General features: G+C 71.5%; 24 protein-coding genes and 2 pseudogenes. 17 read left to right on the top strand and 9 right to left on the bottom strand.

The genetic code is table 11. The features are described 5' to 3' along the window. Positions 1-22 precede the first annotated feature (22 nt). Positions 23-1,003, bottom strand: a complete 981-nt coding sequence (locus IE107_RS23880) for an SAM-dependent methyltransferase (RefSeq protein ID WP_189546113.1) — start codon at positions 1,001-1,003, stop codon at positions 23-25. A gap of 96 nt (positions 1,004-1,099) precedes the next feature. Here IE107_RS23880 and IE107_RS23875 point away from each other — a divergent pair, with 96 nt between their 5' ends. Beyond that, positions 1,100-2,302 carry a sensor histidine kinase gene (locus tag IE107_RS23875; RefSeq protein ID WP_189546111.1) on the top strand — a complete coding sequence of 401 codons (1,203 nt, stop codon included), beginning with the start codon at positions 1,100-1,102 and terminating at the stop codon, positions 2,300-2,302. A gap of 51 nt (positions 2,303-2,353) precedes the next feature. Further along, positions 2,354-3,031 carry a response regulator gene (locus tag IE107_RS23870; RefSeq protein WP_189546108.1) on the top strand — a complete coding sequence of 226 codons (678 nt, stop codon included), beginning with the start codon at positions 2,354-2,356 and terminating at the stop codon, positions 3,029-3,031. Between the two features lie 37 nt (positions 3,032-3,068). Here IE107_RS23870 and IE107_RS23865 read toward each other — a convergent pair whose 3' ends face one another. Continuing rightward, positions 3,069-4,169 carry a DUF5937 family protein gene (locus IE107_RS23865; protein WP_189546264.1) on the bottom strand — a complete coding sequence of 367 codons (1,101 nt, stop codon included), beginning with the start codon at positions 4,167-4,169 and terminating at the stop codon, positions 3,069-3,071. 105 nt (positions 4,170-4,274) lie between these two features. On the opposite strand from IE107_RS23865, the gene IE107_RS23860 reads away from it, so the two are divergent. After that, positions 4,275-4,544 carry a hypothetical protein gene (locus IE107_RS23860; RefSeq protein WP_189546277.1) on the top strand — a complete coding sequence of 90 codons (270 nt, stop codon included), beginning with the start codon at positions 4,275-4,277 and terminating at the stop codon, positions 4,542-4,544. A gap of 10 nt (positions 4,545-4,554) precedes the next feature. Here IE107_RS23860 and IE107_RS23855 read toward each other — a convergent pair whose 3' ends face one another. Continuing rightward, positions 4,555-5,739: a threonine aldolase family protein gene (locus IE107_RS23855; protein ID WP_229867200.1), complete on the bottom strand. Its 1,185-nt coding sequence runs from the start codon at positions 5,737-5,739 to the stop codon at positions 4,555-4,557. Positions 5,740-5,947: 208 nt separating this feature from the next. Between IE107_RS23855 and IE107_RS23850 the strand changes: the two genes are divergently transcribed. From IE107_RS23850 to IE107_RS23805, 10 genes are all read left to right on the top strand, one after another. Then, complete coding sequence (locus IE107_RS23850) at positions 5,948-6,886, top strand: Rossmann-like and DUF2520 domain-containing protein (RefSeq protein WP_189546104.1); 939 nt, start codon at positions 5,948-5,950, stop codon at positions 6,884-6,886. Next, positions 6,883-7,929: a pantoate--beta-alanine ligase gene (gene panC / locus IE107_RS23845; protein WP_189546102.1), complete on the top strand. Its 1,047-nt coding sequence runs from the start codon at positions 6,883-6,885 to the stop codon at positions 7,927-7,929. Before IE107_RS23850 ends, panC begins: the two co-directional genes overlap by 4 nt. Continuing rightward, positions 7,926-9,668, top strand: coding sequence for an L-aspartate oxidase (locus tag IE107_RS23840; RefSeq protein WP_189546100.1), 1,743 nt, complete (start codon positions 7,926-7,928; stop codon positions 9,666-9,668). The genes panC and IE107_RS23840 overlap by 4 nt, the downstream gene beginning before the upstream one ends. A 2-nt stretch (positions 9,669-9,670) precedes the next feature. Then, positions 9,671-10,714: a carboxylating nicotinate-nucleotide diphosphorylase gene (gene nadC / locus IE107_RS23835; RefSeq protein WP_189546098.1), complete on the top strand. Its 1,044-nt coding sequence runs from the start codon at positions 9,671-9,673 to the stop codon at positions 10,712-10,714. Further along, a complete protein-coding gene (locus tag IE107_RS23830; RefSeq protein WP_189546096.1) occupies positions 10,714-11,511 on the top strand; it encodes a type III pantothenate kinase in 798 nt (265 codons plus the stop codon). The genes nadC and IE107_RS23830 overlap by 1 nt, the downstream gene beginning before the upstream one ends. Positions 11,512-11,648: 137 nt before the next feature. Next, positions 11,649-12,230: a hypothetical protein gene (locus IE107_RS23825; RefSeq protein WP_189546263.1), complete on the top strand. Its 582-nt coding sequence runs from the start codon at positions 11,649-11,651 to the stop codon at positions 12,228-12,230. Between the two features lie 43 nt (positions 12,231-12,273). Beyond that, the gene (locus IE107_RS23820) at positions 12,274-12,453 is read left to right on the top strand and encodes a hypothetical protein (RefSeq protein ID WP_189546094.1); all 180 of its coding nucleotides are present in this window, start codon (positions 12,274-12,276) and stop codon (positions 12,451-12,453) included. A gap of 116 nt (positions 12,454-12,569) precedes the next feature. After that, a complete protein-coding gene (locus tag IE107_RS23815; protein WP_189546092.1) occupies positions 12,570-13,046 on the top strand; it encodes a BlaI/MecI/CopY family transcriptional regulator in 477 nt (158 codons plus the stop codon). A 10-nt stretch (positions 13,047-13,056) separates the two neighbouring features. Next, positions 13,057-13,614 carry an amino-acid N-acetyltransferase gene (locus IE107_RS23810; RefSeq protein ID WP_189546090.1) on the top strand — a complete coding sequence of 186 codons (558 nt, stop codon included), beginning with the start codon at positions 13,057-13,059 and terminating at the stop codon, positions 13,612-13,614. 157 nt (positions 13,615-13,771) lie between these two features. Further along, positions 13,772-14,107: a histone-like nucleoid-structuring protein Lsr2 gene (locus IE107_RS23805; protein WP_093894032.1), complete on the top strand. Its 336-nt coding sequence runs from the start codon at positions 13,772-13,774 to the stop codon at positions 14,105-14,107. On the opposite strand, the gene IE107_RS23800 is transcribed toward IE107_RS23805, so the two are convergent. Further along, the gene (locus tag IE107_RS23800; RefSeq protein ID WP_189546088.1) at positions 14,086-14,691 is read right to left on the bottom strand and encodes an SCO3374 family protein; all 606 of its coding nucleotides are present in this window, start codon (positions 14,689-14,691) and stop codon (positions 14,086-14,088) included. The genes IE107_RS23805 and IE107_RS23800 overlap by 22 nt on opposite strands. Before the next feature lie 429 nt (positions 14,692-15,120). On the opposite strand from IE107_RS23800, the gene IE107_RS23795 reads away from it, so the two are divergent. Then, positions 15,121-17,649, top strand: coding sequence for an ATP-dependent Clp protease ATP-binding subunit (locus tag IE107_RS23795; protein ID WP_189546087.1), 2,529 nt, complete (start codon positions 15,121-15,123; stop codon positions 17,647-17,649). 92 nt (positions 17,650-17,741) lie between these two features. On the opposite strand, the gene IE107_RS35235 is transcribed toward IE107_RS23795, so the two are convergent. Further along, the gene (locus IE107_RS35235) at positions 17,742-18,629 is read right to left on the bottom strand and encodes a hypothetical protein (protein ID WP_229867193.1); all 888 of its coding nucleotides are present in this window, start codon (positions 18,627-18,629) and stop codon (positions 17,742-17,744) included. 32 nt (positions 18,630-18,661) lie between these two features. On the opposite strand from IE107_RS35235, the gene IE107_RS35230 reads away from it, so the two are divergent. Beyond that, positions 18,662-18,868: a hypothetical protein gene (locus IE107_RS35230; RefSeq protein WP_229867205.1), complete on the top strand. Its 207-nt coding sequence runs from the start codon at positions 18,662-18,664 to the stop codon at positions 18,866-18,868. Positions 18,869-19,210: 342 nt separating this feature from the next. Here IE107_RS35230 and IE107_RS35225 read toward each other — a convergent pair. From IE107_RS35225 to IE107_RS35220, 3 genes and pseudogenes are all read right to left on the bottom strand, one after another. Further along, positions 19,211-19,528: pseudogene (locus IE107_RS35225) on the bottom strand (NACHT domain-containing protein); the annotation flags it as partial. 373 nt (positions 19,529-19,901) lie between these two features. Then, positions 19,902-20,243: pseudogene (locus IE107_RS36185) on the bottom strand (ATP-binding protein); the annotation flags it as partial. A gap of 101 nt (positions 20,244-20,344) precedes the next feature. Then, the gene (locus tag IE107_RS35220; RefSeq protein WP_229867192.1) at positions 20,345-20,707 is read right to left on the bottom strand and encodes a trypco2 family protein; all 363 of its coding nucleotides are present in this window, start codon (positions 20,705-20,707) and stop codon (positions 20,345-20,347) included. Positions 20,708-21,161: 454 nt separating this feature from the next. Here IE107_RS35220 and IE107_RS23785 point away from each other — a divergent pair, with 454 nt between their 5' ends. Next, positions 21,162-21,872: a M23 family metallopeptidase gene (locus IE107_RS23785; RefSeq protein WP_189546085.1), complete on the top strand. Its 711-nt coding sequence runs from the start codon at positions 21,162-21,164 to the stop codon at positions 21,870-21,872. A 19-nt stretch (positions 21,873-21,891) separates the two neighbouring features. On the opposite strand, the gene IE107_RS23780 is transcribed toward IE107_RS23785, so the two are convergent. Beyond that, positions 21,892-22,491 (bottom strand): TetR/AcrR family transcriptional regulator, encoded by a 600-nt coding sequence (locus IE107_RS23780; protein ID WP_189546083.1) that lies wholly within the window; start codon positions 22,489-22,491, stop codon positions 21,892-21,894. A gap of 129 nt (positions 22,492-22,620) precedes the next feature. Between IE107_RS23780 and IE107_RS23775 the strand changes: the two genes are divergently transcribed. Beyond that, positions 22,621-24,192, top strand: coding sequence for an MDR family MFS transporter (locus tag IE107_RS23775; RefSeq protein ID WP_189546081.1), 1,572 nt, complete (start codon positions 22,621-22,623; stop codon positions 24,190-24,192). Positions 24,193-24,200 lie beyond the last annotated feature (8 nt).

The following is a 24,200-nucleotide window of genomic DNA, read 5'->3' as shown; positions in this document are numbered from 1 at the left end:
TCCGAGTCCAGGGCGCCCGATCTCAGCCCCTGTGCTGCATCAGCCAGCCGAAATCGCCGAGGCCGCCCCGGGCCGTCAGCTCCGCCGCCTCGCCCGCCGAGGCGAGCGCCCGTACGTAGCCGGCCGGATCGGCCGAGGCCAGGGCCAGGGGCGGGCGTTCGCCGCTGACGCCGAGGCGGCGCAGCGCCTCGCGCTGGCTCAGCAGCTCGGGCGGTGCACCGGCCCCGGACCCGGCCGCCGCGCACGCGTCCAGCGCCACGTGCGAGGTGAGGTCGCAGCTGCCGTCCGGCACCGGCCGGACCTCGCGCCCGGCCCGGAAGCCGGTCAGGGTGCCGAACGGGGGCCGCGCCTCGCGCACATGGGCGTAGTCCACCGCCACCGCGAGCCCCCCGGCCAGCCTGGCCACCGCCCGCGCCCACGCCTCGTCGCGGGGGCGGCCGATCTCCGCGCGGCTGCCCGGTCCGGCCGACGGCCACCAGCGGCGCAGCCACTCGGCGTCCGCCCCGGTCACCGGCTCACCCAGCCGTTCCGTACCGTCCTCGGTCCGGACGAGGACATACCGGGTGATGCCGTCCGCGTCGGTCTCGGCGACCTCGGTCGGGACGTTGTCCAGCCACTCGTTGGCGAACAGCAGGCCGTGTACGCGCGGCGGAGGTTCGGCGCACCACTCGATCCGGGGATCCAGCCCCGGCGGACGGCCCGCCAGTTCCACCGCGTACGCCCGTACGGCCAGACCGTCGCCGCCGGCGGCCGGCAGCGCCGCCAGCACCCCTGTCAGCAGCTCGCCCCGCCCGGCACCCAGATCCACCAGGTCGACCGGGCCGGGGTCCAGTTCCCGTGCCGTTTCGACCAGCAGCCGGGCGACGGCCCCGGCGTAGAGCGGGGAGGCGTGGACGGAGGTACGGAAGTGGCCCGCCGGCCCTTCGGGGCTCCGGTAGAACCCCCCGTCCCCGTACAAAGCGGTCTCCGCCGCCTCCTGCCACCCACGCCACTCATCCGTCACGTTCCCAAGTCTCCACCTTGGGGAGTACGGTCTCTGGAGCTGGATCGGCCCTTCGGCTGACCCGTGCGCCCCTTGCCTGTCCCTACGCTGGGTTACGTGCAGCGCCTCTACGACTTCCTCCGCAGACACCCGACGGGCGTCGACACCTTCTGGGCCGTCGTCCTCCTCGGGCTCTCCGGCCTGTCCATGGTGGGTGTGGGGGGAAGCACGAGGGAGCGGGTCGCCGCCATCCCGGTCGTCCTCGGCCTCTGCGTGGTCGTCGCCCTGCGCCGGCGCGCACCGGAGAAGATGCTGCTGCTCGCCATCGCGATGGGGGTGGCACAGCTGGTCACCGGGGTGGGGCCCGGCGTCATGAACTTCGCGATGCTGGTGATCGTCTTCACCGTGGCCACCGTCGGGGAGCGCTGGGCGTCCCGGCTCGCGCTGGTCTGCGCCCTGAGCGCGGCGGCCGTGTCCAAGGTGCGCTGGCCGGGCGAGGGTCCGCAGACCAACTGGGCCGAGGAGACCTTCATCGTCGTCGTGCTGACCGTGCCGTTCGTGCTCGCCTGGGTGCTCGGCGACTCGATGCGGACCAGGCGCGCCTACTTCAGCCAGCTGGAGGAGCGCGCCGCCCGGCTGGAGCGGGAGCGCGAGGCGCAGTCGAAGGTCGCGGTGGCGGCCGAGCGGGCCCGTATCGCCCGAGAACTCCACGATGTCGTCGCGCACAACGTGTCGGTGATGGTGGTGCAGGCCGACGGTGCGGCCTACGTGATGGACGCGGCCCCCGACCAGGCCAAGCAGGCCCTGGAGACCATCTCCAGCACCGGCAGGCAGGCACTGGCCGAGATGCGGCGGCTGCTCGGGGTGCTGCGGACGGGCGACGCACCGGAGAGCGGGGAGTACGTCCCGCAGCCCGATGTGGATCAGATCGGGGATCTGATCGAACAGGTCAGACAGACCGGGCTGGCCGTCGACTTCAAGATCGAGGGAACCCCGCGCCCGCTGCCCAGCGGGGTCGAGCTGACCGCGTACCGCATCGTGCAGGAGGCCCTGACCAACACCCGCAAGCACGGCGGCCCGGACGCGGGGGCCAGTGTGCGTCTGGTCTACTTCGACGACGGGCTCGGCCTGCTGGTCGAGGACGACGGGCGGGGTGCGGCGCACGAGATGTACGAGGACGGCGGCGCCGACGGCGCGGGCCACGGGATGATCGGCATGCGCGAGCGGGTCGGCATGGTCGGCGGCACGCTGGATGCCGGGCCGCGCCCCGGCGGCGGCTTCCGGATCAGCGCGCTGCTGCCGCTCAAGCCGGCCCCCTAGGCGCCGGAGCCACCGGCCCACCAGATGTTGGAACAGGAGACAGGACCCCTCATGGCGATCCGCGTGATGCTCGTCGACGACCAGGTGCTGCTGCGCACCGGCTTCCGGATGGTGCTCGCCGCCCAGCCGGACATGGAGGTCGTGGCCGAGGCCGGTGACGGCGCGGAGGCGATCGAGAACCTTCGTGCCACTGCCGTGGACGTGGTGCTGATGGACGTGCGGATGCCGAGGCTGGACGGTGTCGAGGCCACCCGGCGCATCTGCGCCGAGCCGGACGCGCCCAAGGTGCTCATCCTGACCACGTTCGACCTGGACGAGTACGCCTTCTCCGGGCTGAAGGCCGGGGCCAGCGGCTTCATGCTCAAGGATGTGCCGCCCGCCGAGCTGCTGGCCGCGATCCGCTCCGTGCACAGCGGCGACGCCGTCGTCGCCCCGTCCACCACGCGCAGACTGCTCGACCGCTTCTCCGCGATGCTGCCGAGCGGCACCAGCGAGCCGCAGCACAAGGACATCGCCAAGCTCACCGAACGCGAACGCGAGGTGATGCTGCTGGTCGCCCAGGGCATGTCGAACGGCGAGATCGCGGCACGCCTGGTGCTCTCCGAGGCGACCGTGAAGACGCACGTGGGCCGCATCCTCACCAAACTGGACCTGCGCGACCGGGTGCAGGTCGTGGTCCTCGCGTACGAGACGGGGCTGGTCCGGGCCGGTGGCGGCGGGGCGGTCTGATCCGCGGGTCCGCCGGACCGGGCGACGGGCCGTCCGGTCAGCGCAGGACGCCTTCCAGGAAGTCGCTGCCGAGCCGTGCCACCGAGGTCAGGTCCAGCTGGTGCAGTACGTACCGGCCGCGCCGCCGGGTGGTGACCAGGCCCGCCTTCTTCAGCACCCCGAGGTGCCGGGAGACCTCGGGGGCCGTGATGCCGTGTGTGTCGGCGAGCTGGCCGGTCGTGTGCGGGGAGCGGGCGAGGTGGCGGCAGAGCCGCATCCTCATCGGGTGGGCCAGCGCCTCCATCCGTAGCTGGAGCAGTTCCACGGAGGCGGGGGAGGGCAGCTCGGGCTGGTGCACCGGGTAGTGGATCACCGGGCGCCAGCCCGGGGCGTGCAGCAGATTGAGGTGCGGCCAGCCGAAGGTGGACGGGATGAGGGTGAGCCCGGGGCCGACGGCGCTGGTGCGGCCCTCGGTCAGTTTGTCGGCGCTGATCCGGGTCATGGCCTCGTCGACGGTCAGCGCCGTGGACACCGCGCCCATCGCCTCGCCGATCCCCTTGCGCCGCAGCAGGTCGGTCTTGTGCCGGGCGTCGGCGACCAGCTGGACCCGCACCCGGCACCAGGTGTCCGCGAAGAACGCCCGGTCGCAGTCCTCGAACAGGCGCCGCACCCAGGCGCGCACCGGCGCGGGATCGGCCAGCAGCTGCTGGGCGAACTCCACCTGCCGGGGGCCGCGCGCCGCCGCCATCTCCAGGGCACGGGCGCGCGTCGCCGGGTCGACGAGCGGGGAGGGCGCGCCTCGGCCGTACAGGCTGGTGCAGGTGAACTCCAGGGCGGCGGCGACGAACCGTTCGTCGTCCAGCCGGTCGAGGATGTCGAGGTCCTCGGCGAGATCGGCGCCCGTCCTGCCGTCGCCGCCGCGGATCCCGGCGAACGGCATGAAGACATCCGAGAACGTGTGGCGCCACAGGAAGTCGGCCTCGTGCAGCCGGTCGGCGAGATCCGGGTCCAGGGCGCTGGAGGTCGCCGTCGCCCAGCCGTGCAGGCCCGGGTGGTGTCCCGGCTCGGAGAGGGCGTGCAGGGCCAGCCCCAGCTCGGCGAGGGGGGACGTTTCGAAGACGATGCGGTCGGGTGCCAGCCCGGCGATGTCGATGTGCACGCTCACCCCTCCATGGTGCGGGGTGGCCGCGGGAGGCATCGCGCCATTTGACGCCGGTCGTCAATCGGCGGGCCGGGCGGCCCGGGAGCGGCCCACACCGAGGCCATGGACGCCATTCAGCAGCACATGATCGACAGCTGTCGCGCGGCCCAGCGGGGGGAGCCGCCGCCGCCACTGCCGGGCCGGCACGACTGGGCCGTGGTGCGCGGGGCACGCGACCGGCGCCGCTTCGACGCGGTGATCGCGGGCCGGCCGGCCCGTGGCCGGTGGCGGGCGGCGCTGCGGTCCCTGATCACCCGGGGCCGCGGAACCGGCGGGCCCGGAGGTTCCGGCGTTCCCGGCCCTTCCCCCGCCGGCCCGGCGGAATGTCTCTGAGGGCTGTCCCTCAGGCCAGCCGCTCCACGAACTCCCGTACGGCGCTCCGTACCTCCCCAGCCGTCCACTCCAGCCCTTCCCGCCCCACCGTCACCTCGGTGAACGACAGTCCGGGCGGGCCGGCGGCCGCGGGGTACCACTTGCGGAAGAGGGACACCCCCGTCTCCTCCGCCTGCCGCACCGCCGCCTCCGTCAGCACGTCCGCCCCGTACGGCAGCCACACCTGGAACTGGTGCGTGTGCGGCGGCTCCGGATGCACCCGGAACCACCCGGCACCGGACGCCGAGAAGCCCTCGTCCAGCGCCCCGGCCACCACCTTCGCCTGCGCCACGTACGAAGGCAGCAGCGGCAGCTCCCGGTCGAGGCCGATCAGGGCGGCGAGCGCCGCGGGGAACTGCTGGAAGAGCTGCCCGCCGTACCGGTGGCGCCAGGTGCGGGCCTCCTCGATCAGCGAGGCGGGACCGGCCAGCGCGGCCCCGGAGATCCCGCCGAGGGTCTTGTAGAACGACACGTACACGCTGTCCGCGAGCGCCGCGATCTCCGGCAGCTCCCGCCCGAAGTGGGGGGCGCACTCCCACAGCCGCGCGCCGTCGATGTGTACCACCGCATCGCGTTCCCGTGCGGCCGCCACCACGTCCTCCAGCTCCTGCCACGTCGGCAGGACGAAACCGGCGTCGCGCAGCGGCAGCTCCAGCATCAACGTGCCGAACGGCTCGTCGAAGTCGCGGATCTCCCGTGCCGTGGGCAGCCGGGGCCCGTACGAGGGGTGGACGGTACGCAGCCCGCTCACCGCCTCCAGCGCGCCGCGCTCGTGCAGCTCGGGGTGGGCGAGGGGGTGCAGCGCCACCGTGGAGTTGCCGGTCCGCCCGGCCCAGCACCGCAGCGCTACCTGCTGCGCCATCGTCCCGGTCGGGAAGAAGGCGGCGTCCTCCGTGCCCAGCAGGCCCGCGATCCGCTCCTCCAGCTCCGCGACGACGCCGTCGCCATAGATGTCAGCGGGGCGGCCGAGATCGGTGACGGACCCGGCCGCGGCCGCCAGCTCGGCCAGCCGCTCACCGAGCGAGAGATTCATGGCCGGCCGGATCAGGACCCGTTCGGCCGCGGCCCAGGCCTTGATCCTGCGTGCCCGCTGCGCCTCCTCCCGGGATTCCTCCCGCGGCTCCTGCGATGCCTCCGGCCGTGCCTGCCCGCCCATGCCTGCTGTGTCTGTCATGGGACGATCATCACGCAGCGGGCAGCGCGGGCCCGCACGGTTTTCTGGGCGCTCCCGGCTCGGCGCCGCGCCTGCCGCCGGGAGTTTTCCCACAGGCTGTGGACGGCCAGGAGTCCGGGCGAAACGCTGGCGTAGCATGCAGAGAAGTCGTCCGGTACCCCCTGCGGACTGGAACGGAAGGCCCCGCCGCGTGAATGCAACAACCCCCAATGACCCCCTCGCCGCGAGGGACCGCCCCGCCCGCCTCACGGTCGGCGTCGTGGGCGCGGGCCGCGTCGGCCCCGCTCTCGCCGCTTCGCTCCAGCTCGCCGGGCACCGGCCGGTCGCCGTGTCGGGCGTCTCCGACGCGTCCGTGCGCCGGGCGGCGGCCCTGCTGCCGGACGTACCGCTGGTGCCGCCCGCCGAGGTCCTCGCGCGCGCCGAGCTGGTGCTGCTGACCGTCCCCGACGACGCCCTGCCCGGCCTGGTCGAGGGCCTCGCCGGGACCGGTGCGGTGCGGCCGGGGCAGCTGATCGTCCACACCTCGGGGCGGTACGGGACCGGCGTCCTGGACCCGGCGCTGCGGGCCGGCGCCCTGCCGCTGGCCCTGCACCCCGCGATGACGTTCACCGGTACCTCCGTCGACGTCCAGCGGCTGGCCGGCTGCTCCTTCGGCGTGACCGCTCCCGAGGAGCTGCGGCTCGCGGCCGAGGCGCTGGTGATCGAGATGGGCGGCGAGCCCGAATGGATCGCGGAGGAGTCCCGTCCGCTCTACCACGCGGCGCTCGCCCTCGGTGCGAACCACCTGGTCACCCTGGTCGCCCAGTCGATGGAGCTGCTGCGCACGGCCGGGGTCACCGCCCCCGACCGGATGCTCGGCCCGCTGCTCGGAGCCGCACTCGACAACGCCCTGCGCTCCGGCGACGCCGCGCTGACCGGCCCGGTGGCCCGCGGCGACGCCGGCACGGTCGCCGCCCACATCGGCGAGCTGCGCAGGCACGCCCCGCAGACCGTGGCCGGATACGTCGCGATGGCCCGCGCCACCGCCGACCGCGCCCTCGCCCACGGCATGCTCAAGCCGGAACTGGCCGAGGACCTGCTCGGGGTCCTGGCCGACGGCACGGGCACCGGATCACAGGAGTCCCGATGACCGGCACGACCGGCACCCCCCGCCCCGCCGCACCCCACGGGCCCGCGGCCCTTCTGCTCCGTACCGCGGCCGAGCTCGGCGCGTTCGCCCCCCGCAGGGGGCCGCGGGCCGTCGTCATGACCATGGGCGCCCTGCACGAGGGCCACGCCACCCTGGTCCGCGCCGCCCGCGCGGCGGCGGGCCCCGACGGCCAGGTGGTCGTCACCGTGTTCGTCAACCCGCTCCAGTTCGGCGAGGCCGCCGACCTGGACCGCTACCCCCGCACGCTCGACGCCGATCTCGCCGTGGCGGGCGCCGCCGGGGCGGACGCGGTCTTCGCGCCGTCCGTCGACGAGGTCTACCCCGGCGGCGAGCCGCAGGTCCGGATCTCGGCGGGCCCGATGGGCGAGCGGCTCGAAGGGGCCTCGCGCCCCGGACACTTCGACGGCATGCTCACCGTCGTCGCCAAGCTCCTCCACCTCACCCGCCCCGATGTCGCGTTCTTCGGGCAGAAGGACGCCCAGCAGCTGGCGCTGATCCGCCGGATGGTGCGCGATCTGAACTTCCCCGTGGAGATCGTCGGCGTGGAGACGGTCCGCGAGCCGGACGGTCTGGCGCTCTCCAGCCGCAACCGCTTCCTGGACGCGGAGGAGCGGCACACCGCCCTCGCCCTGTCCCGGGCCCTGTTCGCCGCCCGCGACCGGCTCGCCGCCCAGCAGGCGCTGCACGCCCGCGCCCGGACCACCTCGGCCACCACCGGCCGGGCCGCCGCGCTCACCGCGCTCGGCGAGGCCCGCGCCGCAGCCGACGCCCAGGCGGTGGCCCTGGCACGCCCGGTCGACGGCCCCTCGGCGGTACGGGCCGCCGCGCTTTTGGTTCTCGACGACGCGGCGGGCGCGCAGCCCCCGCTCGCCCTGGACTACCTGGCGCTGGTGGACCCGGCCGACTTCACCGAGATCCCCGACGACCGCACCACCGGTGAGGCGGTCCTCGCCGTCGCCGCGAGGGTCGGCAAGACCCGCCTCATCGACAACATCCCGCTGACCTTCGGAGCCACCACGTGACCGGAATACGGCTGACCGCCCCCGCCCCCGGCTGGTCCATCGACGCCGACGTCGTGGTGGTCGGCTCCGGCGTGGCCGGTCTCACCACCGCACTGCGCTGCGCCGCCGCGGGCCTCGCCACCGTCGTCGTCACCAAGGCCCGCCTCGACGACGGCTCCACCCGCTGGGCGCAGGGCGGTATCGCGGCCGCCCTCGGCGAGGGCGACACCCCCGAGCAGCACCTCGACGACACCCTGGTCGCGGGCGCCGGTCTGTGCGACGAGGCGGCGGTCCGGATGCTGGTCACCGAGGGCCCGGACGCGGTGCGCCGGCTGATCGGGACCGGCGCCCACTTCGACACCACGGAGAGCGGCGACATCGCGCTGACCCGTGAGGGCGGCCACCACCGCCGCCGCATCGCCCACGCGGGCGGCGACGCCACGGGCGCCGAGATCTCCCGCGCCCTGGTCGAGGCGGTCCGCGAGGCCGCCCTGCACACCGTGGAGAACGCGCTCGTCCTGGACCTGCTCACCGACGCCGAGGGGCGTACCGCGGGTGTCACGCTGCACGTCATGGGCGAGGGCCAGCACGACGGCGTCGGCGCGGTCCACGCCCCCGCGGTGGTCCTCGCCACCGGCGGCATGGGCCAGGTCTTCTCCGCCACCACCAACCCGGCCGTCTCCACCGGCGACGGTGTCGCGCTGGCGTTGCGGGCCGGGGCGGAGGTCTCCGACCTGGAGTTCGTCCAGTTCCACCCGACGGTCCTCTTCCTGGGTGCCGGCTCCGAGGGCCAGCAGCCACTGGTGTCGGAGGCGGTACGGGGCGAGGGCGCCCATCTCGTCGACGCGGCCGGTACGCGCTTCATGCTCGGACGGCACGAGCTGGCGGAGCTGGCCCCGCGCGACATCGTCGCCAAGGCCATCACCCGCCGGATGGAGCTGCTCGGCACCGAGCACATGTACCTCGACGCCCGCCACTTCGGCGCCGAGATGTGGGAGCAGCGCTTCCCCACGATCCTGGCGGCCTGCCGCGCCCACGGCATCGACCCGGTCACCGAACCGGTCCCGGTCGCTCCCGCCGCGCACTACGCCTCCGGCGGCATCCGCACCGACCTGCGGGGACGTACCACGGTGCCCGGTCTGTACGCCTGCGGCGAGGTCGCCTGCACCGGCGTGCACGGTGCGAACCGGCTGGCGTCCAACTCCCTCCTGGAGGGCCTCGTCTTCGCCGAGCGCATCGCGGCGGACATCGTCGAGGACCGGCCCCGCGCGGGCGCCGCGGAGACCGGCGACGGCGGTGAGCCCTCCCCGCTGATCGCCCCGGAGGCCCGGTCCACGATCCAGCGCATCATGACCCGGGGCGCCGGAGTCCTCCGCTCCGCAGAGAGCCTGGCCGCCGCCGCCGAAGAGCTGGAGGCCCTCCACAACAGCGCCGCGTCCGCCGTGGAGACGGGTGAGCCCAAGGTCGCGGTGCCCGGCGTCGAGGCGTGGGAGGCCACCAACCTGCTGCTCGTCTCGCGCGTCCTGGTCGCCGCCGCCCGGCAGCGCGAGGAGACCCGCGGCTGCCACTGGCGCGAGGACCGGCCCGAGCGCGACGACGAGAACTGGCGCCGCCACCTCGTCGTACGGCTCACCCCGGAGCGCCGCCCGGTCCTGTGCCGGACAAAGACCCAGGCATTCGGGCCCGTACACCCGACGCAGGCACCAGACTGCGCAGCAGCACCCCCCACCCACTCCGCCGACGTCACCGAGGAGCCGTAACCGTGAGCACGCCCGAAGAGAATCCGCGCCCCACACCCGTGGACGTACCGCTGATCCAGATCGGCGCGCCCGCACCGTCCGCGGGCGGCTGCGGGGACGGCTGCGGCTGCGGCGGGGACGAGCGCTACGAGCTCGACCCGCTGGAGTGCGGCCTCGACCCCGCCCTCGCCCAGCTCCTCGCCGAAGCGGGCCTGGACCCGGTCCAGGTCGAGGACGTCGCGCACGTCGCGATCGAGGAGGACCTGGACGGCGGGGTGGACGTCACCACCGTCGCGACCGTCGCCGAGGACGCCGTGGCCACCGGCGACTTCACCGCCCGTGAGGCGGGCGTCGTGGCCGGTCTGCGCATTGCCGAGGCCGTCCTGTCCATCGTCTGCACCGAGGAGTTCGCGGTCGAGCGGCACGTCGAGGACGGCGACCGGGTCGCCCCCGGCCAGAAGCTGCTGACCGTCACCACCCGCACCCGCGACCTGCTCACCGGCGAGCGCAGCGCGCTCAACCTGCTGTGCAGGCTCTCCGGCATCGCGACCGCCACCCGTGCCTGGGCCGACGCGCTCGAAGGCACGAAGGCCAAGGTCCGCGACACCCGCAAGACCACCCCGGGCCTGCGCGCCATGGAGAAGTACGCGGTGCGCTGCGGCGGCGGCGTCAACCACCGGATGTCGCTGTCGGACGCGGCGCTGGTCAAGGACAACCACGTCATCGCGGCGGGCGGCGTGGCCGAGGCCTTCAAGCGGGTACGGGACGAGTTCCCGGACGTACCGATCGAGGTCGAGGTCGACACCCTCCAGCAGGTCCGCGAGGTGCTCGACGCGGGCGCCGACCTGATCCTGCTGGACAACTTCACCCCGCTCCACACGGCCGAGGCGGTCGCCCTGACCGGCGGCCGCGCGGTCCTGGAGTCCTCCGGCCGGCTCTCCCTCGACACCGCCCGCGCCTACGCGGAGGCGGGCGTCGACTACCTGGCCGTCGGCGCGCTCACCCACTCCTCGCCGATCCTCGACATCGGCCTGGACTTCCGCGACACCGACGGGGCCGACGCCTGATGCTGCTCACCATCGACGTCGGCAACACCCACACCGTCCTCGGCCTGTTCGACGGCGAGGAGATCGTCGAGCACTGGCGGATCTCCACCGACGCCCGCCGCACCGCCGACGAGCTCGCCGTGCTGCTCCAGGGCCTGATGGGCATGCACCCGCTGCTCGGCATGGAGCTGGGCGACGGCATCGAGGGCATCGCGATCTGCTCCACGGTCCCGGCCGTCCTGCACGAGCTGCGCGAGGTGACCCGCCGCTACTACGGCGACGTCCCCGCGGTCCTCGTCGAGCCGGGCATCAAGACCGGGGTGCCGATCCTGATGGACAACCCGAAGGAGGTCGGCGCGGACCGCATCATCAACGCGGTCGCCGCCGTCGACCTGTACGGCGGTCCGGCGATCGTCGTCGACTTCGGCACGGCCACCACTTTCGACGCGGTCTCGGCCCGGGGCGAGTACACCGGCGGCGTCATCGCCCCGGGCATCGAGATCTCGGTCGAGGCACTCGGCGTCAAGGGCGCCCAGCTCCGCAAGATCGAGCTGGCCCGGCCGCGCAGCGTGATCGGCAAGAACACGGTCGAGGCGATGCAGTCGGGCATCATCTACGGCTTCGCCGGCCAGGTCGACGGTGTCGTCGCGCGGATGAAGAAGGAGCTGGCGGCGGACCCCGACGACGTCACGGTCATCGCGACGGGCGGTCTTGCGCCGATGGTGTTGGGCGAGTCCTCCGTCATCGACGAGCACGAACCCTGGCTCACCCTCATCGGCCTGCGCCTGGTGTACGAGCGGAACGTGTCCCGGCTGTAACGGGCAGGCGGCGTACCTGCGGGAACGGCCCACTGGGAGCGGGCCGCCGCCGCGCCGCCAACGCCCAGTTAAGCCGATTTTGTCCATTTAGCACGTATTGTCGCGTCATGCCTACGCCTTACGGATCTCGCGGCGGCATGGCGTTCAGCGCGGATGAGCTGCGTGTGCTCCGACGCGCCCTCGCCATCGCCCTTCACCCCATGCCCCTGCCGGACGAGGACGTCCAGGACTGCCTGCGGCTGGCCGGTGCCGTGGACGAGGCGGTCGGCGAGGCGGGACGGCTGCGCACGTTCCTCCTCGCCGACCTCGTCCGCTACCGCAACGCCCTCCCCGGCTCCGTCAGCGGCTATCTGGAGCTGCTCCAGGACGCCCTGGCGGGCGGATACGACCCCGGCCCCGACGACCTCGCCGCGCTGCGCGCCCTGCGTCACAGGCCAGTGGCCGCGGCGCTCCTGGAGCGCTGCCAGGTGCTCGCGGAACGGTCGGTGCAGGCCCGCCTCGCCGGACGCGCCGTATCGGCGAAGGCCCCCGCATCGCGCGGCAGGCTCCTCGCCCTGCCCGGCGGCCGGGCCGCCGACGCCGAACCCGAGCGGCCCAAGGTCCCGGCGGAGCCCGCCCGGCCCGGCGGGCCGTCCCGGCGCCCGGCGCCCAAGCCCTCGGAGGTCTTCCCGCCGCGCCGCCGCCCGGTCCCGCCGCCGCAGCAGCGCGCCGTGGGGTAGGGGCGCCGCAGAAGTCCGTTCCGGCCTCGCTACTCTGGACGCCATGGACTATGTAGCCGCGCTCCTGCCACCCGTGGTGATGGCCGCCTTCTTCATCGGCCTCGTCGTGACGATCGTCAAGAGCCAGGGCGGTCCCAACAAGGCCAAGGAGGACGCGGCCGTGGACCTGGCGGTCGGCCGTGCCGAGTCGGTCCAGCAGGCCCCGCGGGCCGACGGCGCCTGACCCCCGCCGCTCCGCAGTACATGAAGGGCGCACGGCTCATCCGAGTCGTGCGCCCTTTTGCCGCTCTGCTGCATGAATAACCGGTCATTCCAGGCATCTGGCACTAAAGTGACATTGTGCCCCGCCCATTGGGAGATCTGGAAGACGCCGTGATGACGCGGGTCTGGCAATGGAACCGTCCGGTCACCGTGCGGGAAGTCCTTGAGGACCTTCAGCAGGAACGCTCCATCGCCTACACCACCGTCATGACGGTAATGGACAATCTCCATCAGAAGGGCTGGGTGCGCAGGGAAGTCGACGGCCGCGCATATAGATATACGGCGGTCTCCACCCGCGCCGCCTACTCGGCCGCACTGATGAACGAAGCATGGTCGCGCAGTGACAACCCCGCGGCCGCTCTTGTCGCCTTCTTCGGCATGATGTCCGCCGAGCAGCGCGAGGCCCTCCGGGACGCCATGCGGATCGTTCGGCCGGACCTGTCCGGAACCCCCGAGCCCCCGTCCGGCGAACCCGCCGATGAACCCGCCGGTGGACCGGCTGGTGCGGCGGGCGAAGATCCGGCCGATGGGGCGGGCCCGGAGACCGGGCGATAGCGTCGGGGGTATGTCCTCAGAGCTTCCCCTTGCCGATTCCCGTACCGAACCGCCGGCCATAAACACGGCCATCACAGTCCGGCGTGCCAGGACCAGCGATGTGGCGTCGGTCCGCCGTCTCCTCGACGGGTACGTACGGGAAGGCATCCTGCTCGACAAAGCGACTGTGACGCTTTACGAGGACATCCAGGAGTTCTGGATCGCGGAACGCGACGAGGACGCCCGGGTCATCGGCTGCGGCGCACTGCACGTGATGTGGGAAGACCTCGCCGAAGTGCGTACTCTCGCCGTCGATCACAGCATCAGAGGTGCCGGAGTCGGCCACCAAGTGCTGGACAAGTTGTTGCAGACCGCCCGCTGGCTGGGCGTGCGGCGGGTTTTCTGTCTCACCTTCGAAGTGGACTTCTTCGCGAAGCACGGCTTCGTGGAGATCGGAGAGACCCCGGTCGACGGAGATGTCTACAGCGAGCTGCTGCGTTCCTATGACGAGGGTGTAGCGGAGTTCCTGGGTCTCGAACGAGTGAAGCCGAACACCTTGGGCAACAGCCGGATGCTTCTGCATCTGTGAGCGCCATCTGTGGCCGCTACAAGAAGCCGGAACCCTATGTCCGAATCGCGCATGTTTCCCGTCTTCCCGTGATCCTGAACCTCTCCCGGGGGTTTGTGTTTTCCGGGGAAAAGCGGTTTCCTTTCCGCGTACTGCATTTTCGATGAAAGGGAATCCAGTGGCACAGAAGGTTCAGGTCCTTCTTGTCGATGACCTCGACGGCGGCGAGGCGGACGAGACGGTCACGTTCGCTCTCGATGGCAAGACGTACGAGATTGACCTCACGACGAGCAACGCGGACAAGCTCCGTGGTCTTCTTGAGCCGTACACCAAGGGTGGCCGGCGTACGGGTGGCCGCGCGGCGGCCGGCCGCGGCAAGGGCCGCGCCGTTACGGGTGGCAACAAGGACACCGCCGAGATCCGTAAGTGGGCCCGCGAGAACGGCCACAATGTGAATGACCGCGGCCGTGTTCCCGCGGAGATCCGCGAAGCCTACGAGAAGGCCAACGGCTGAGTTGTCGGCCCGTCCGCCGACCGCCCCGTTCGGGCACGCATCAACCGGGCCCGGTGGCATTCCGTCGCCACCGCGTCCACCAGCCGTACGAGATCGGGAGCACCCCCACCCCTGCTCCCGAGGCCGGCGAGGGCCGGGAGCCTTGACCCTTCCTCGTGTCGTGGCCCGGGGGGCCGCAGCCATGCGGCGGCCCCCGGCCGGCCCGTCATCCGTCCGGGCGGTGCCGGCGCGGTGATCCGGCCGCCCGCGCCGATGGCGGTCAGGCAGAGGGCGACACCTCCCCACTCCAGCCAGTCGAGCAGTCCGGGCAGTTCCTCGGCGCTCCCCGCCGCGACCAGCAGGCTCATCCGCGCTCCCGACAGCGCCACGGGCCCGGTGCGGTCCAGCCGCCGCAGCGCCGCGTGACCGGCGGCCGCGGGGACCTGGAGCACGTCGAACCGCAGCCCGGTCAGCAGGCGTACCGGCGCGGTGCCCGCCGTCGCCCAGCCGAGCTCGCGTTCGTACCACTGCGCCCACCGGGCGTGGTCGCCTCTGCTGCGCTCGCCGGTGGCCGACGGCACGGGGGGCGGGACGGTGATGGCCATGCCGGAAGAACGGCCCGGAGACCCCCGGGGTTACGCAGAGTCCCCAAGTGGATGCGCTCGGTGTCCGTCATGGGGGTGCGGGAACGCATTCGGGAGCGCGAATGTGTTCGCCCTCAGCGGAGGGAACCGGCGCGCGCCGCATGGACTGTCTGTAATTGCGGGTAAGACATCCCTAGTGGGGAGGGGCGACACGCAGGTTCGGGCGTCTCACGTTCGCCATCGGCGTACTGGCGAAAGGGGTATCTGCCTGGCCTGCGGGAACATCGTCTCGCACCATCGGGTTGGAGAAGTTGTCGGCGTTCGGGGCAGGAGGCCAAGGACCGGTGTCGGCAGTTGGAATGAGCGGTCCCCGCTTGCGGGACTAAGCTGCGGAAGGACAGGGAGGGGACCGACCCCTTACTGCCTGACCGCTCTGAGGAGCGATTAACGATGTTCGAGAGGTTCACCGACCGCGCGCGGCGGGTTGTCGTCCTGGCTCAGGAAGAAGCCCGGATGCTCAACCACAACTACATCGGCACCGAGCACATCCTCCTGGGCCTTATCCACGAGGGTGAGGGTGTCGCCGCTAAGGCCCTGGAGAGCCTCGGGATTTCGCTCGAGGCGGTCCGCCAGCAGGTGGAGGAGATCATCGGCCAGGGCCAGCAGGCCCCGTCCGGGCACATCCCCTTCACGCCCCGGGCCAAGAAGGTCCTGGAGCTCTCGCTCCGCGAGGCCCTCCAGCTCGGCCACAACTACATCGGCACCGAGCACATCCTGCTCGGCCTGATCCGCGAGGGCGAGGGCGTGGCCGCCCAGGTCCTCGTGAAGCTGGGCGCCGACCTGAACCGGGTGCGGCAGCAGGTCATCCAGCTGCTCTCCGGGTACTCGGGCAGCAAGGAGGCGGCGACCGCGGGCGGCCCCGCGGAAGGCACGCCCTCCACGTCCCTGGTGCTCGACCAGTTCGGCCGGAATCTCACCCAGGCCGCTCGCGAATCCAAGCTCGACCCGGTCATCGGGCGCGAGAAGGAGATCGAGCGGGTCATGCAGGTGCTGTCCCGGCGCACCAAGAACAACCCGGTTCTCATCGGCGAGCCCGGCGTCGGCAAGACGGCGGTCGTCGAGGGCCTGGCGCAGGCCATCGTCAAGGGCGAGGTGCCCGAGACCCTCAAGGACAAGCACCTCTACACCCTCGACCTCGGCGCGCTGGTCGCCGGTTCCCGCTACCGCGGTGACTTCGAGGAGCGCCTGAAGAAGGTCCTCAAGGAGATCCGCACCCGCGGCGACATCATCCTGTTCATCGACGAGCTCCACACCCTCGTGGGTGCGGGTGCCGCCGAGGGCGCGATCGACGCCGCCAGCATTCTCAAGCCGATGCTGGCCCGCGGCGAGCTGCAGACCATCGGTGCCACCACGCTCGACGAGTACCGCAAGCACCTGGAGAAGGACGCCGCGCTGGAGCGCCGCTTCCAGCCCATCCAGGTCGCGGAGCCCTCGCTGCCGCACACCATCGAGATCCTCAAGGGTCTGCGCGACCGCTACGAGGCCCACCACCGCGTCTCCATCACGGACGAGGCGCTGGTCCAGGCCGCGACGCTGGCCGACCGGTACATCTCGGACCGCTTCCTGCCGGACAAGGCGATCGACCTGATCGACGAGGCCGGTTCCCGGATGCGCATCCGCCGGATGACCGCGCCGCCGGACCTCCGCGAGTTCGACGAGAAGATCGCGGGCGTCCGCCGCGACAAGGAGTCCGCGATCGACTCGCAGGACTTCGAGAAGGCCGCTTCCCTGCGCGACAAGGAGAAGCAGCTCCTCGCCGCGAAGACCAAGCGCGAGAAGGAGTGGAAGGCCGGCGACATGGACGTCGTGGCCGAGGTCGACGGCGAGCTGATCGCCGAGGTCCTGGCCACCGCGACCGGTATCCCGGTCTTCAAGCTGACGGAGGAGGAGTCCTCCCGCCTGCTGCGCATGGAGGACGAGCTCCACAAGCGCGTCATCGGGCAGAAGGACGCCATCAAGGCCCTCTCGCAGGCGATCCGCCGTACGCGAGCCGGTCTGAAGGACCCGAAGCGCCCCGGTGGCTCGTTCATCTTCGCCGGCCCGTCCGGTGTCGGTAAGACGGAGCTCTCCAAGACGCTCGCCGAATTCCTCTTCGGTGACGAGGACGCGCTGATTTCCCTCGACATGTCGGAGTTCAGCGAGAAGCACACGGTTTCCCGCCTCTTCGGTTCTCCCCCCGGTTACGTGGGTTACGAAGAGGGCGGCCAGCTCACCGAGAAGGTGCGCCGCAAGCCGTTCTCCGTCGTCCTCTTCGACGAGGTCGAGAAGGCCCACCCCGATATCTTCAATTCCCTGCTCCAGATTCTGGAAGACGGTCGTCTGACCGACTCCCAGGGCCGGGTCGTGGACTTCAAGAACACGGTCATCATCATGACGACCAACCTCGGGACCCGGGACATCTCCAAGGGCTTCAACCTGGGCTTCGCCGCCCAGGGCGACGTCAAGACCGGCTACGAGCGGATGAAGAACAAGGTCAACGAGGAGCTCAAGCAGCACTTCCGGCCCGAGTTCCTCAACCGTGTCGACGACACGGTCGTCTTCCACCAGCTCAGCCAGGAAGACATCATCCAGATCGTCGACCTGATGATCGCCAAGGTGGACGAGCGGCTGAAGGACCGCGACATGGGCATCGAGCTCAGCGCGGACGCCAAGACGCTCCTCGCCAAGAAGGGCTACGACCCCGTGATGGGCGCCCGGCCGCTGCGCCGGACGATCCAGCGCGAGATCGAGGACGTCCTCTCCGAGAAGATCCTCTTCGGTGAGCTGCGCCCCGGTCACATCGTGGTCGTCGGCACCGAGGGCGAGGGTGAGGAGAAGACCTTCACCTTCCGCGGCGAGGAGAAGTCGGCGCTGCCCGACGTCCCCCCGATCGAGCAGGCAGCAGGCGGCGCGGGCCCGAACATGTCGAAGGACGTGTGAGGACGCCCCCGAGCGCCTGAGCAGTAGGACCGAAGGGGCTGCCCCGGACCGTGCGAACGGTCCGGGGCAGCCCCTTCTTCGCCGTACGGTGGTCAGCGGCCCACGTCGAGGCCCTCGCCGCCTGTGATCTCCGCGCGGCCGGTGACGATCACCCGGCACCGGGGCATCGCCTGCAGCGGGGTCAGATCGACGTGCACGACATCCGTGGGCGGAGCGAGCATCACCCACCTCGGACCGGGGAAGACCCGGGGGATCCGGTCGAGCCCGAGCATGTCGGTGCCCAGGGCGAGAACCAGGCTCTCCACGGAAGGAACGGGCCGCTCGTCGGCGCACTCCGTCAGGGACGGCAGGGACAGCGCGACATGGGCCACCTGCGGCGATCGCCGGAGAGCGGCGAGCAGCGGCCGGACCGGTGTGCGGGTCTCCAGTTCGAGCTTCTGGAGGCGTGTCCAGCCTTCCAGCGAGTCGATCTCCAGCGGGACCGTCCCGTTGATGGTCAGTGAGCGCAGCTCTCTCTGGGCGGGCAACTGGCTCAGCCGCTCCGCCGTCAGACGGTTGAGCTTCAGGGAGTCCAGTGCCTTCGAGGCCGTGGCGGCCAGCGCGGCGTAAGGGACGCGGCTCATGTCCAGATCGACCAGGCGCAGCGCGGGGAGCGCGGCGAGCGGACCGAGGTCCCGTACGGCCGGGCAGAACCCCAGGAACAAACCCTTGAGCTGCTCGGCGCAGTCCGCCAGGAACGACAGTTCCGTCATGCAGGGGTTCTGCCGGAAGATCAGCTCGTTCCAGGGGCCGCCGCGCAGACCGGTGCGGAGTTCGGCGGAGGTGAAGCAGCCGTTGATCGCCAGGTCCTTGACGGACGGCAGGTGGCGCAACGCCGCCAGCTTCTCCCGTGAGTCGATCCGCAGGACGTGGTCCGTCAGGTCGAAGGTGGACAGCACCTGCCGGGCGTACTCTTCGACCGGATACCTGTCCCAGTCCACCTTGAACAAGTAATCGAACCCCGGGTGGGCGAGTGCCCAGCGGCGCGGAGCGGTGGAGCTCCGACTGGCCGCCCCGTACCAGCCAGATCGCGATGCGCTGGAGCAGCTGGGCCTGTTCCTCCACGTTCATCGTGATGCCCTCGGGGGCCTCGATCCTGCGCTGCTTGTCGCGGTCGCCGAGCAGCATGGTGAGGGCCGAGTCGTACAGGCTCCAGCGGGTCTCCGGCAGGATGCCCTGACGGCGCCGGTGCAGGGCGCAGATCACCGCGCAGAGCAGTGGCGTACGGGCCAGATTGCGCAGGGCCCGGTTCTGGGTGAACTGCTGGACCAGGTCCCGTTCCAGCCTGCCGAGCGTCTCGTGGTCGTCGTCGTCCAGCCGGGCGGCCCGGTGCCAGGCGGCGACGAAGGCCTCGATGTCCTCGTCCCGCATCGGCAGCAGCCGCAGCTCCTCGAAGTCCTGCGAAATCAGCCAGTCCGGTTCGACGGCCAGCGGGCGCACCGTGGCCACGCAGCGATGTCCGGGTACGGTCGAGGAGACGGGAGAGCCACTCGTGCGCCTGCTCGCGGTCGTCCCGGGGGACCTCGTCGAGACCGTCGACCAGCAGCAGCGCCCGGCCGGACTCCAGCACCCGGCCGACCCAGCCCTCGGGGGCCTCGTCGATCACCAGCCGGGCCGCGTCGGGCAGCTGCGCGGGGGCGGGGAACGTGCCGCCCTGGGCGCGCAGGGTGCGCAGCGGTACGAGGAAGGGGACCAGGCCGTTGAGCGGGGCCAGTTCCGGGCCCAGTGTGCCGGCCGAGGCGTGGGCGGCCAGCCACCACAGCAGCGTGGTCTTGCCGGCGCCCGCGTCGCCGCGCAGCAGGACCCGGGGGCGGTCCGGGAGCAGCGCCTCGATCCGCATGGGCGGTGGTCCCGCCCGCCCGGAGGTCTGCTGGGCCTTCAGGCTCAGGTACGCGGTGTCCAGATCCCACTCGGAGTCGCGCCGGCCCAGCTCGTCGAGGCCGAAGATCTTCGTGCGGCGGTACGCGGCCCCGCGCCGCCGCGTACTCCTCCTCGTACCGCGCGTCCCTGGGGAAGCGGCCGTGGACCCGTTCGTGGCGCAGGGCCGTGCCGGTCTGCCGGTAGACGAGCTCGAACGGCCGCGAGGCGACGAGCGGGGCGATCGGTACGCACTCCACGCGCCGGCCGTCGCGCCGGCGGGGGATCTGCCGGGCGATGCCGATGAGGACGTTCCCGGCGAAGACCGGGCCACCGGACATGCCGCGCAACGACGGGGGTTCCGAGTCGCTTCCTGTGGGCGGCGGACCGTCCAGCTCGCAGACCAGCAGCCCGCGCAGGTGTCCGGCCATCGGCAGGGCGGTGGCCGTGTACTGGTCGGTCTCCAGATGCCGCTCGGGTCCGTACCGCTGGATGTCGGGGAAGCTGGTGATCTCGCATCCGGAGACCGCCTGCCCGCTGTGGAGGACGCCGAGTCGCACCGGGGGGACCGGGAGCACCGGGTCGGCGGTCAGCAGGAGGGCGGCGTCCAGGTCGTGGTCGATCCAGGCGACCGTCGCCGTCGCGTGGTCCGCGCGCCCGGGGTGGGCGACGTCGGCCCGGCTGCCGCCCCTGACCACATGGGCGCAGGTCAGTACGAGCCGGTCGGTGAGCAGGGCGCCGCTGCCCTGGACCGTTCCGGCGCCGAGGACGACGACCGTACGCGCCGGGGGTGCGGTGTTCACGGCCGGGCCGCCCCGCCGCCGAAGTGCGCCGTGCTGCCCGGGTCGTCGTGGCCGATCTGCCAGGGCCCGCCGGTGACGGCGTCGCGCGGTTTCAGGGTGAAGGCGACCCTGTGCGTACGGCCGGTCGCGCGGGAGGCGTCGGCGCCCGCTTCGACCACCCAGGCCTTGACCTTGCCGCTGCCCTTGAGCTCCTTGCGGAGTTCGAGGGTGAACTCCATCTGGATGTCGCCGACCTCGAAGGCCACGGGGCGGCCGGTGGCGCGGCCCGCGGCTTCGACGAGCTGGTTGCGGATCGACTCGACGGCATCGGCGAGCTCGATGCCGTCCATGTCGCCGGTGTCCGTGGTGCCGCTGGCCATGGTCTGTCCCCCCGGGTCGAGCTGGCGGTCGTCGCGTCAGCCCAAGGGCTGTCCCGCGCGCAGGCCGAAGGTCTCGAAAGGCCCGTCGGCGGTGACAAGGCACACAGCCCGTTCCGGGTCTACTAGGCGCGGTAGGGGAGGGTGTGGTGATCGCTGCGGGCGTCTCCGGCCCTGTGGTGGAGGGGGCTTTCGGAGCCAAAGGACCGAGGGTCCGAATGGTTGGCATGTATCCGATTCGAGCGGTTTGTGCCTGGGATTAAACCTGTCGGGAGCCAGAGTTTCGACGGGTTCGCGGGCGGCTCATTCCAAACCCGCGGCGGCGAGTTCCCGGGGCTCCGGCTACGGCTTTTGTTCGTAGACGGGGTGTTTGAGCAATGGCTGGAGCGCGGGTTACCAAGGAATGGCCAGCCCGGCCGGAGCGCCGGGTCCAGTCATCTCCGGAGGTTCTCCGCCTATGTCGAAGCGCGTTTCGTTCCAGCACTCCCGCCGCCCGTCCCTGTCCCGTTTCCGTGGCGCCGTCGTGGCAGCCGGCCTGGGGACATCGATGGTTCTCGGCGCGGGCGCTGCGTTCGCGGCCGGCTCGGCGGGTGCCCCGGATTCCGTGAATCTGATCAACAACGGCGCGGCCGAATCGGTCGCCCAGCAGGCGGCCGCACAGGGCAAGGCCGCCGAGAAGGCCCGGGCCGAGAAGGCGGCGGCGGCCAAGAAGGCGGCCGCGGCGAAGAAGGCCGCCCTGAAGAAGGCCCACGGCTGGGAGGCCCCGGTGAGCCGCTACGAGCTGAGCGCGAGCTTCGGCAGCGACGGCAGCCGCTGGGCCCACAAGCACTCCGGCCAGGACTTCGCCGTACCGGTCGGCACCAAGGTCGAGGCCGCGCACAACGGCGTCGTCGTAAAGGCCGGCCCCAATGGCGGCGGCGACGGCCCCGCGTACGGCAACGCCGTCGTGATCAAGCATGCCAACGGCACGTACTCGCAGTACGCCCACCTGTCGAGGATCGATGTGCGGATCGGCGAGACCGTGAAGGCGGGCGAGAAGATCGCACTCTCCGGCAACACCGGCAACTCCAGCGGCCCGCACCTGCACTTCGAGATCCGGCACACCGCCGACTACGGTTCCGCGGTCAACCCGGTCGGCTTCCTGCACCAGAAGGGCGTCACGGTCTGACCCGACCGGGGCGGCTCCCCTACTGCGCGGACTCCTCCTGCGCGGACTCCTGGCCCTGTGCCCGGGTGACCAGTTCGAAGGCGACTTCGAGGACGGCCTTGCGCTTCTCCTCGGGGTCGCCTTCGAGGTCCTTGAGGGCGAACATGCCCGCGTGCGTCGCGAAGAGCGCGGTGAAGCACCGCACCTGGTCGGTCAGCGAGGCGCCGGGTTCCTGGATCAGACCGACCAGGGCGACCACGCGTTCCTTGATGGTCACCCCGATACTCAGGTCCCGTACGGCCGCCTGGTTCTCCTGCATGAAGCGGAACAGCGGGGCGGCGGCGAGCAGGGCCTCGCTGTAGCGGCGCAGGATCTCCTTCTTCGTCTCCAGGGTGCGCGGCTGCTCCTTGCCCCAGGCGAGCAGCTCCTCGACCGGGCGGTTGAGGTCCTCGAAGATGCTGACCAGGATGTCTTCCTTGGTCTTGAAGTGGTAGTACAACGCGGCCTTGGTGACATCCAGCCGCTCGGAGATCTCGCGGAGCGAGGTCTTCTCGTAGCCCTGTTCGGCGAAGAGTTCCAGAGCGACGTCCTGAATGCGCTGGCGCGTGTTGCCACGGCGCTGCTGCGGCGTGCTCCCCATGAAGCTCTCCTTTGCTACAAACTTACTTGACGCCCGGCTAGTTGGGGGTCTACTTTCCCCAGTGTAGTTACTAGCCGGGCGGCAAGTAAGTGTCCGGCCCGCACAGGGGATCAGGGGAGTGGGGGACCAATGTCCGATCTGAAGAAGGCGGCCGGCGGGAAGGCGGCCGTCGCCGACCGGCCGGCCGGGATACCCGAGACGCCGCAGCGCAGCGTCCGGGTGGTGATGCTCGCCCTGATGATCACGATGCTGCTCGCCATGCTGGACAACCTGATCGTCGGCACGGCCATGCCGACCATCGTCGGTGACCTCGGCGGCCTGGAGCATCTGTCCTGGGTCGTCACCGCGTACACCCTGGCCACCGCCGCCTCCACCCCGATCTGGGGCAAGCTCGGCGACCTGTACGGGCGCAAGGGCATCTTCCTCACGTCCATCGTGATCTTCCTGATCGGGTCGGTGCTGAGCGGAATGGCCCAGGACATGGGCCAGCTGATCGGCTTCCGGGCGGTCCAGGGACTCGGCGCGGGCGGTCTGATGGTCGGCGTCATGGCGATCATCGGCGACCTCGTCCCGCCCCGCGAGCGCGGTAAGTACCAGGGCATGATGGCCGGTGTCATGGCCATCGCCATGATCGGCGGACCGCTGGTCGGCGGCACCATCACCGACCACCTCGGCTGGCGCTGGAGCTTCTACATCAACCTGCCGCTGGGCGCGGTCGCCCTCGCCATGGTCACCGTCGTGCTGCACCTGCCGAAGCGGAAGGGTGCCCGGGCCGAGGTCGACTACCTCGGCGCGGGACTGCTGACCCTCGGCATCACCGCGATCGTGCTGGTGACCACCTGGGGCGGTACGGAGTACGACTGGAACTCCGCCGTGATCATGGAGCTCGTCGCGATCGGCGTCGTCTCGCTCATCGGTTTCCTCTTCGTCGAGACGAAGGCGGCCGAACCGATCATTCCGCTGCACATCTTCCGCAACCGCAACTTCACCCTGATGTCCGTCGTCGGCTTCATGTCGGGCTTCGTGATGTTCGGCGCGGTGCTCTTCCTGCCGCTGTACCAGCAGTCCGTCCAGGGCGCGTCGGCGACCAACTCGGGGCTGCTGCTCCTGCCGATGCTGCTGGCGATGATGGTCGTCTCGCTGATCGCCGGACGGGTCACCACCAGCACCGGCAAGTACAAGGTCTTCCCCGTGGTGGGCTCCGTACTGATGGTGACCGGTCTCTTCCTGCTCTCGCGGATGGACGTCGACACCACGCGCTTCACCTCCGGCGTCTACATGGCGGTGCTCGGCGCGGGCATGGGCTTCCTGATGCAGATCACGATGCTCGTCGCACAGAACAGCGTGGAGATGAAGGACATGGGCGTCGCCTCCTCCGCGACGACCCTCTTCCGTACGCTCGGCAGCTCCTTCGGCGTCGCGATCATGGGCGCGCTGTTCACCGGACGGGTGCAGGACGAGATGGCCGCCCGCGGCGGCGGGGCGGCCACCGCGAAGTCCGCCCAGCTGGACGCGGCGAGCCTGGCGAAGCTGCCGGAGGCGGCCCGCGAGGCCTACCAGTTCGCGGTGTCGTCCGGTACGCACATCGCGTTCCTCGTGGGCGCCTCGGTCGGCCTGGTCGCCCTGATCGCCTCGGTCTTCGTCAAGGAGGTGCCGTTGCGCGGGGCGGGCCCGGCCACCAAGCAGGCCGAGGCCGTCTGATCCCGCGG

The sequence above is a fragment of the Streptomyces gelaticus genome (assembly GCF_014649535.1).
Classification (GTDB): domain Bacteria; phylum Actinomycetota; class Actinomycetes; order Streptomycetales; family Streptomycetaceae; genus Streptomyces; species Streptomyces gelaticus.
The sequence above is the reverse complement of the archived record's forward strand: the minus strand, read 5'-3'. Positions and strand labels throughout refer to the sequence as shown.

Coding starts and splice junctions, on each gene's coding strand:
- IE107_RS23870 (WP_189546108.1), top strand. CDS start 2,354: ATGGCGATCCGCGTGATGCTCGTCGACGACCAGGTGCTGCTGCGCACC.
- IE107_RS23860 (WP_189546277.1), top strand. CDS start 4,275: ATGGACGCCATTCAGCAGCACATGATCGACAGCTGTCGCGCGGCCCAG.
- IE107_RS23855 (WP_229867200.1), bottom strand. CDS start 5,739: ATGGGCGGGCAGGCACGGCCGGAGGCATCGCAGGAGCCGCGGGAGGAA.
- panC (WP_189546102.1), top strand. CDS start 6,883: ATGACCGGCACGACCGGCACCCCCCGCCCCGCCGCACCCCACGGGCCC.
- IE107_RS23830 (WP_189546096.1), top strand. CDS start 10,714: ATGCTGCTCACCATCGACGTCGGCAACACCCACACCGTCCTCGGCCTG.
- IE107_RS23825 (WP_189546263.1), top strand. CDS start 11,649: ATGGCGTTCAGCGCGGATGAGCTGCGTGTGCTCCGACGCGCCCTCGCC.
- IE107_RS23820 (WP_189546094.1), top strand. CDS start 12,274: ATGGACTATGTAGCCGCGCTCCTGCCACCCGTGGTGATGGCCGCCTTC.
- IE107_RS23810 (WP_189546090.1), top strand. CDS start 13,057: ATGTCCTCAGAGCTTCCCCTTGCCGATTCCCGTACCGAACCGCCGGCC.
- IE107_RS23800 (WP_189546088.1), bottom strand. CDS start 14,691: ATGGCCATCACCGTCCCGCCCCCCGTGCCGTCGGCCACCGGCGAGCGC.
- IE107_RS23795 (WP_189546087.1), top strand. CDS start 15,121: ATGTTCGAGAGGTTCACCGACCGCGCGCGGCGGGTTGTCGTCCTGGCT.
- IE107_RS35220 (WP_229867192.1), bottom strand. CDS start 20,707: ATGGCCAGCGGCACCACGGACACCGGCGACATGGACGGCATCGAGCTC.
- IE107_RS23785 (WP_189546085.1), top strand. CDS start 21,162: ATGTCGAAGCGCGTTTCGTTCCAGCACTCCCGCCGCCCGTCCCTGTCC.
- IE107_RS23780 (WP_189546083.1), bottom strand. CDS start 22,491: ATGGGGAGCACGCCGCAGCAGCGCCGTGGCAACACGCGCCAGCGCATT.
- IE107_RS23775 (WP_189546081.1), top strand. CDS start 22,621: ATGTCCGATCTGAAGAAGGCGGCCGGCGGGAAGGCGGCCGTCGCCGAC.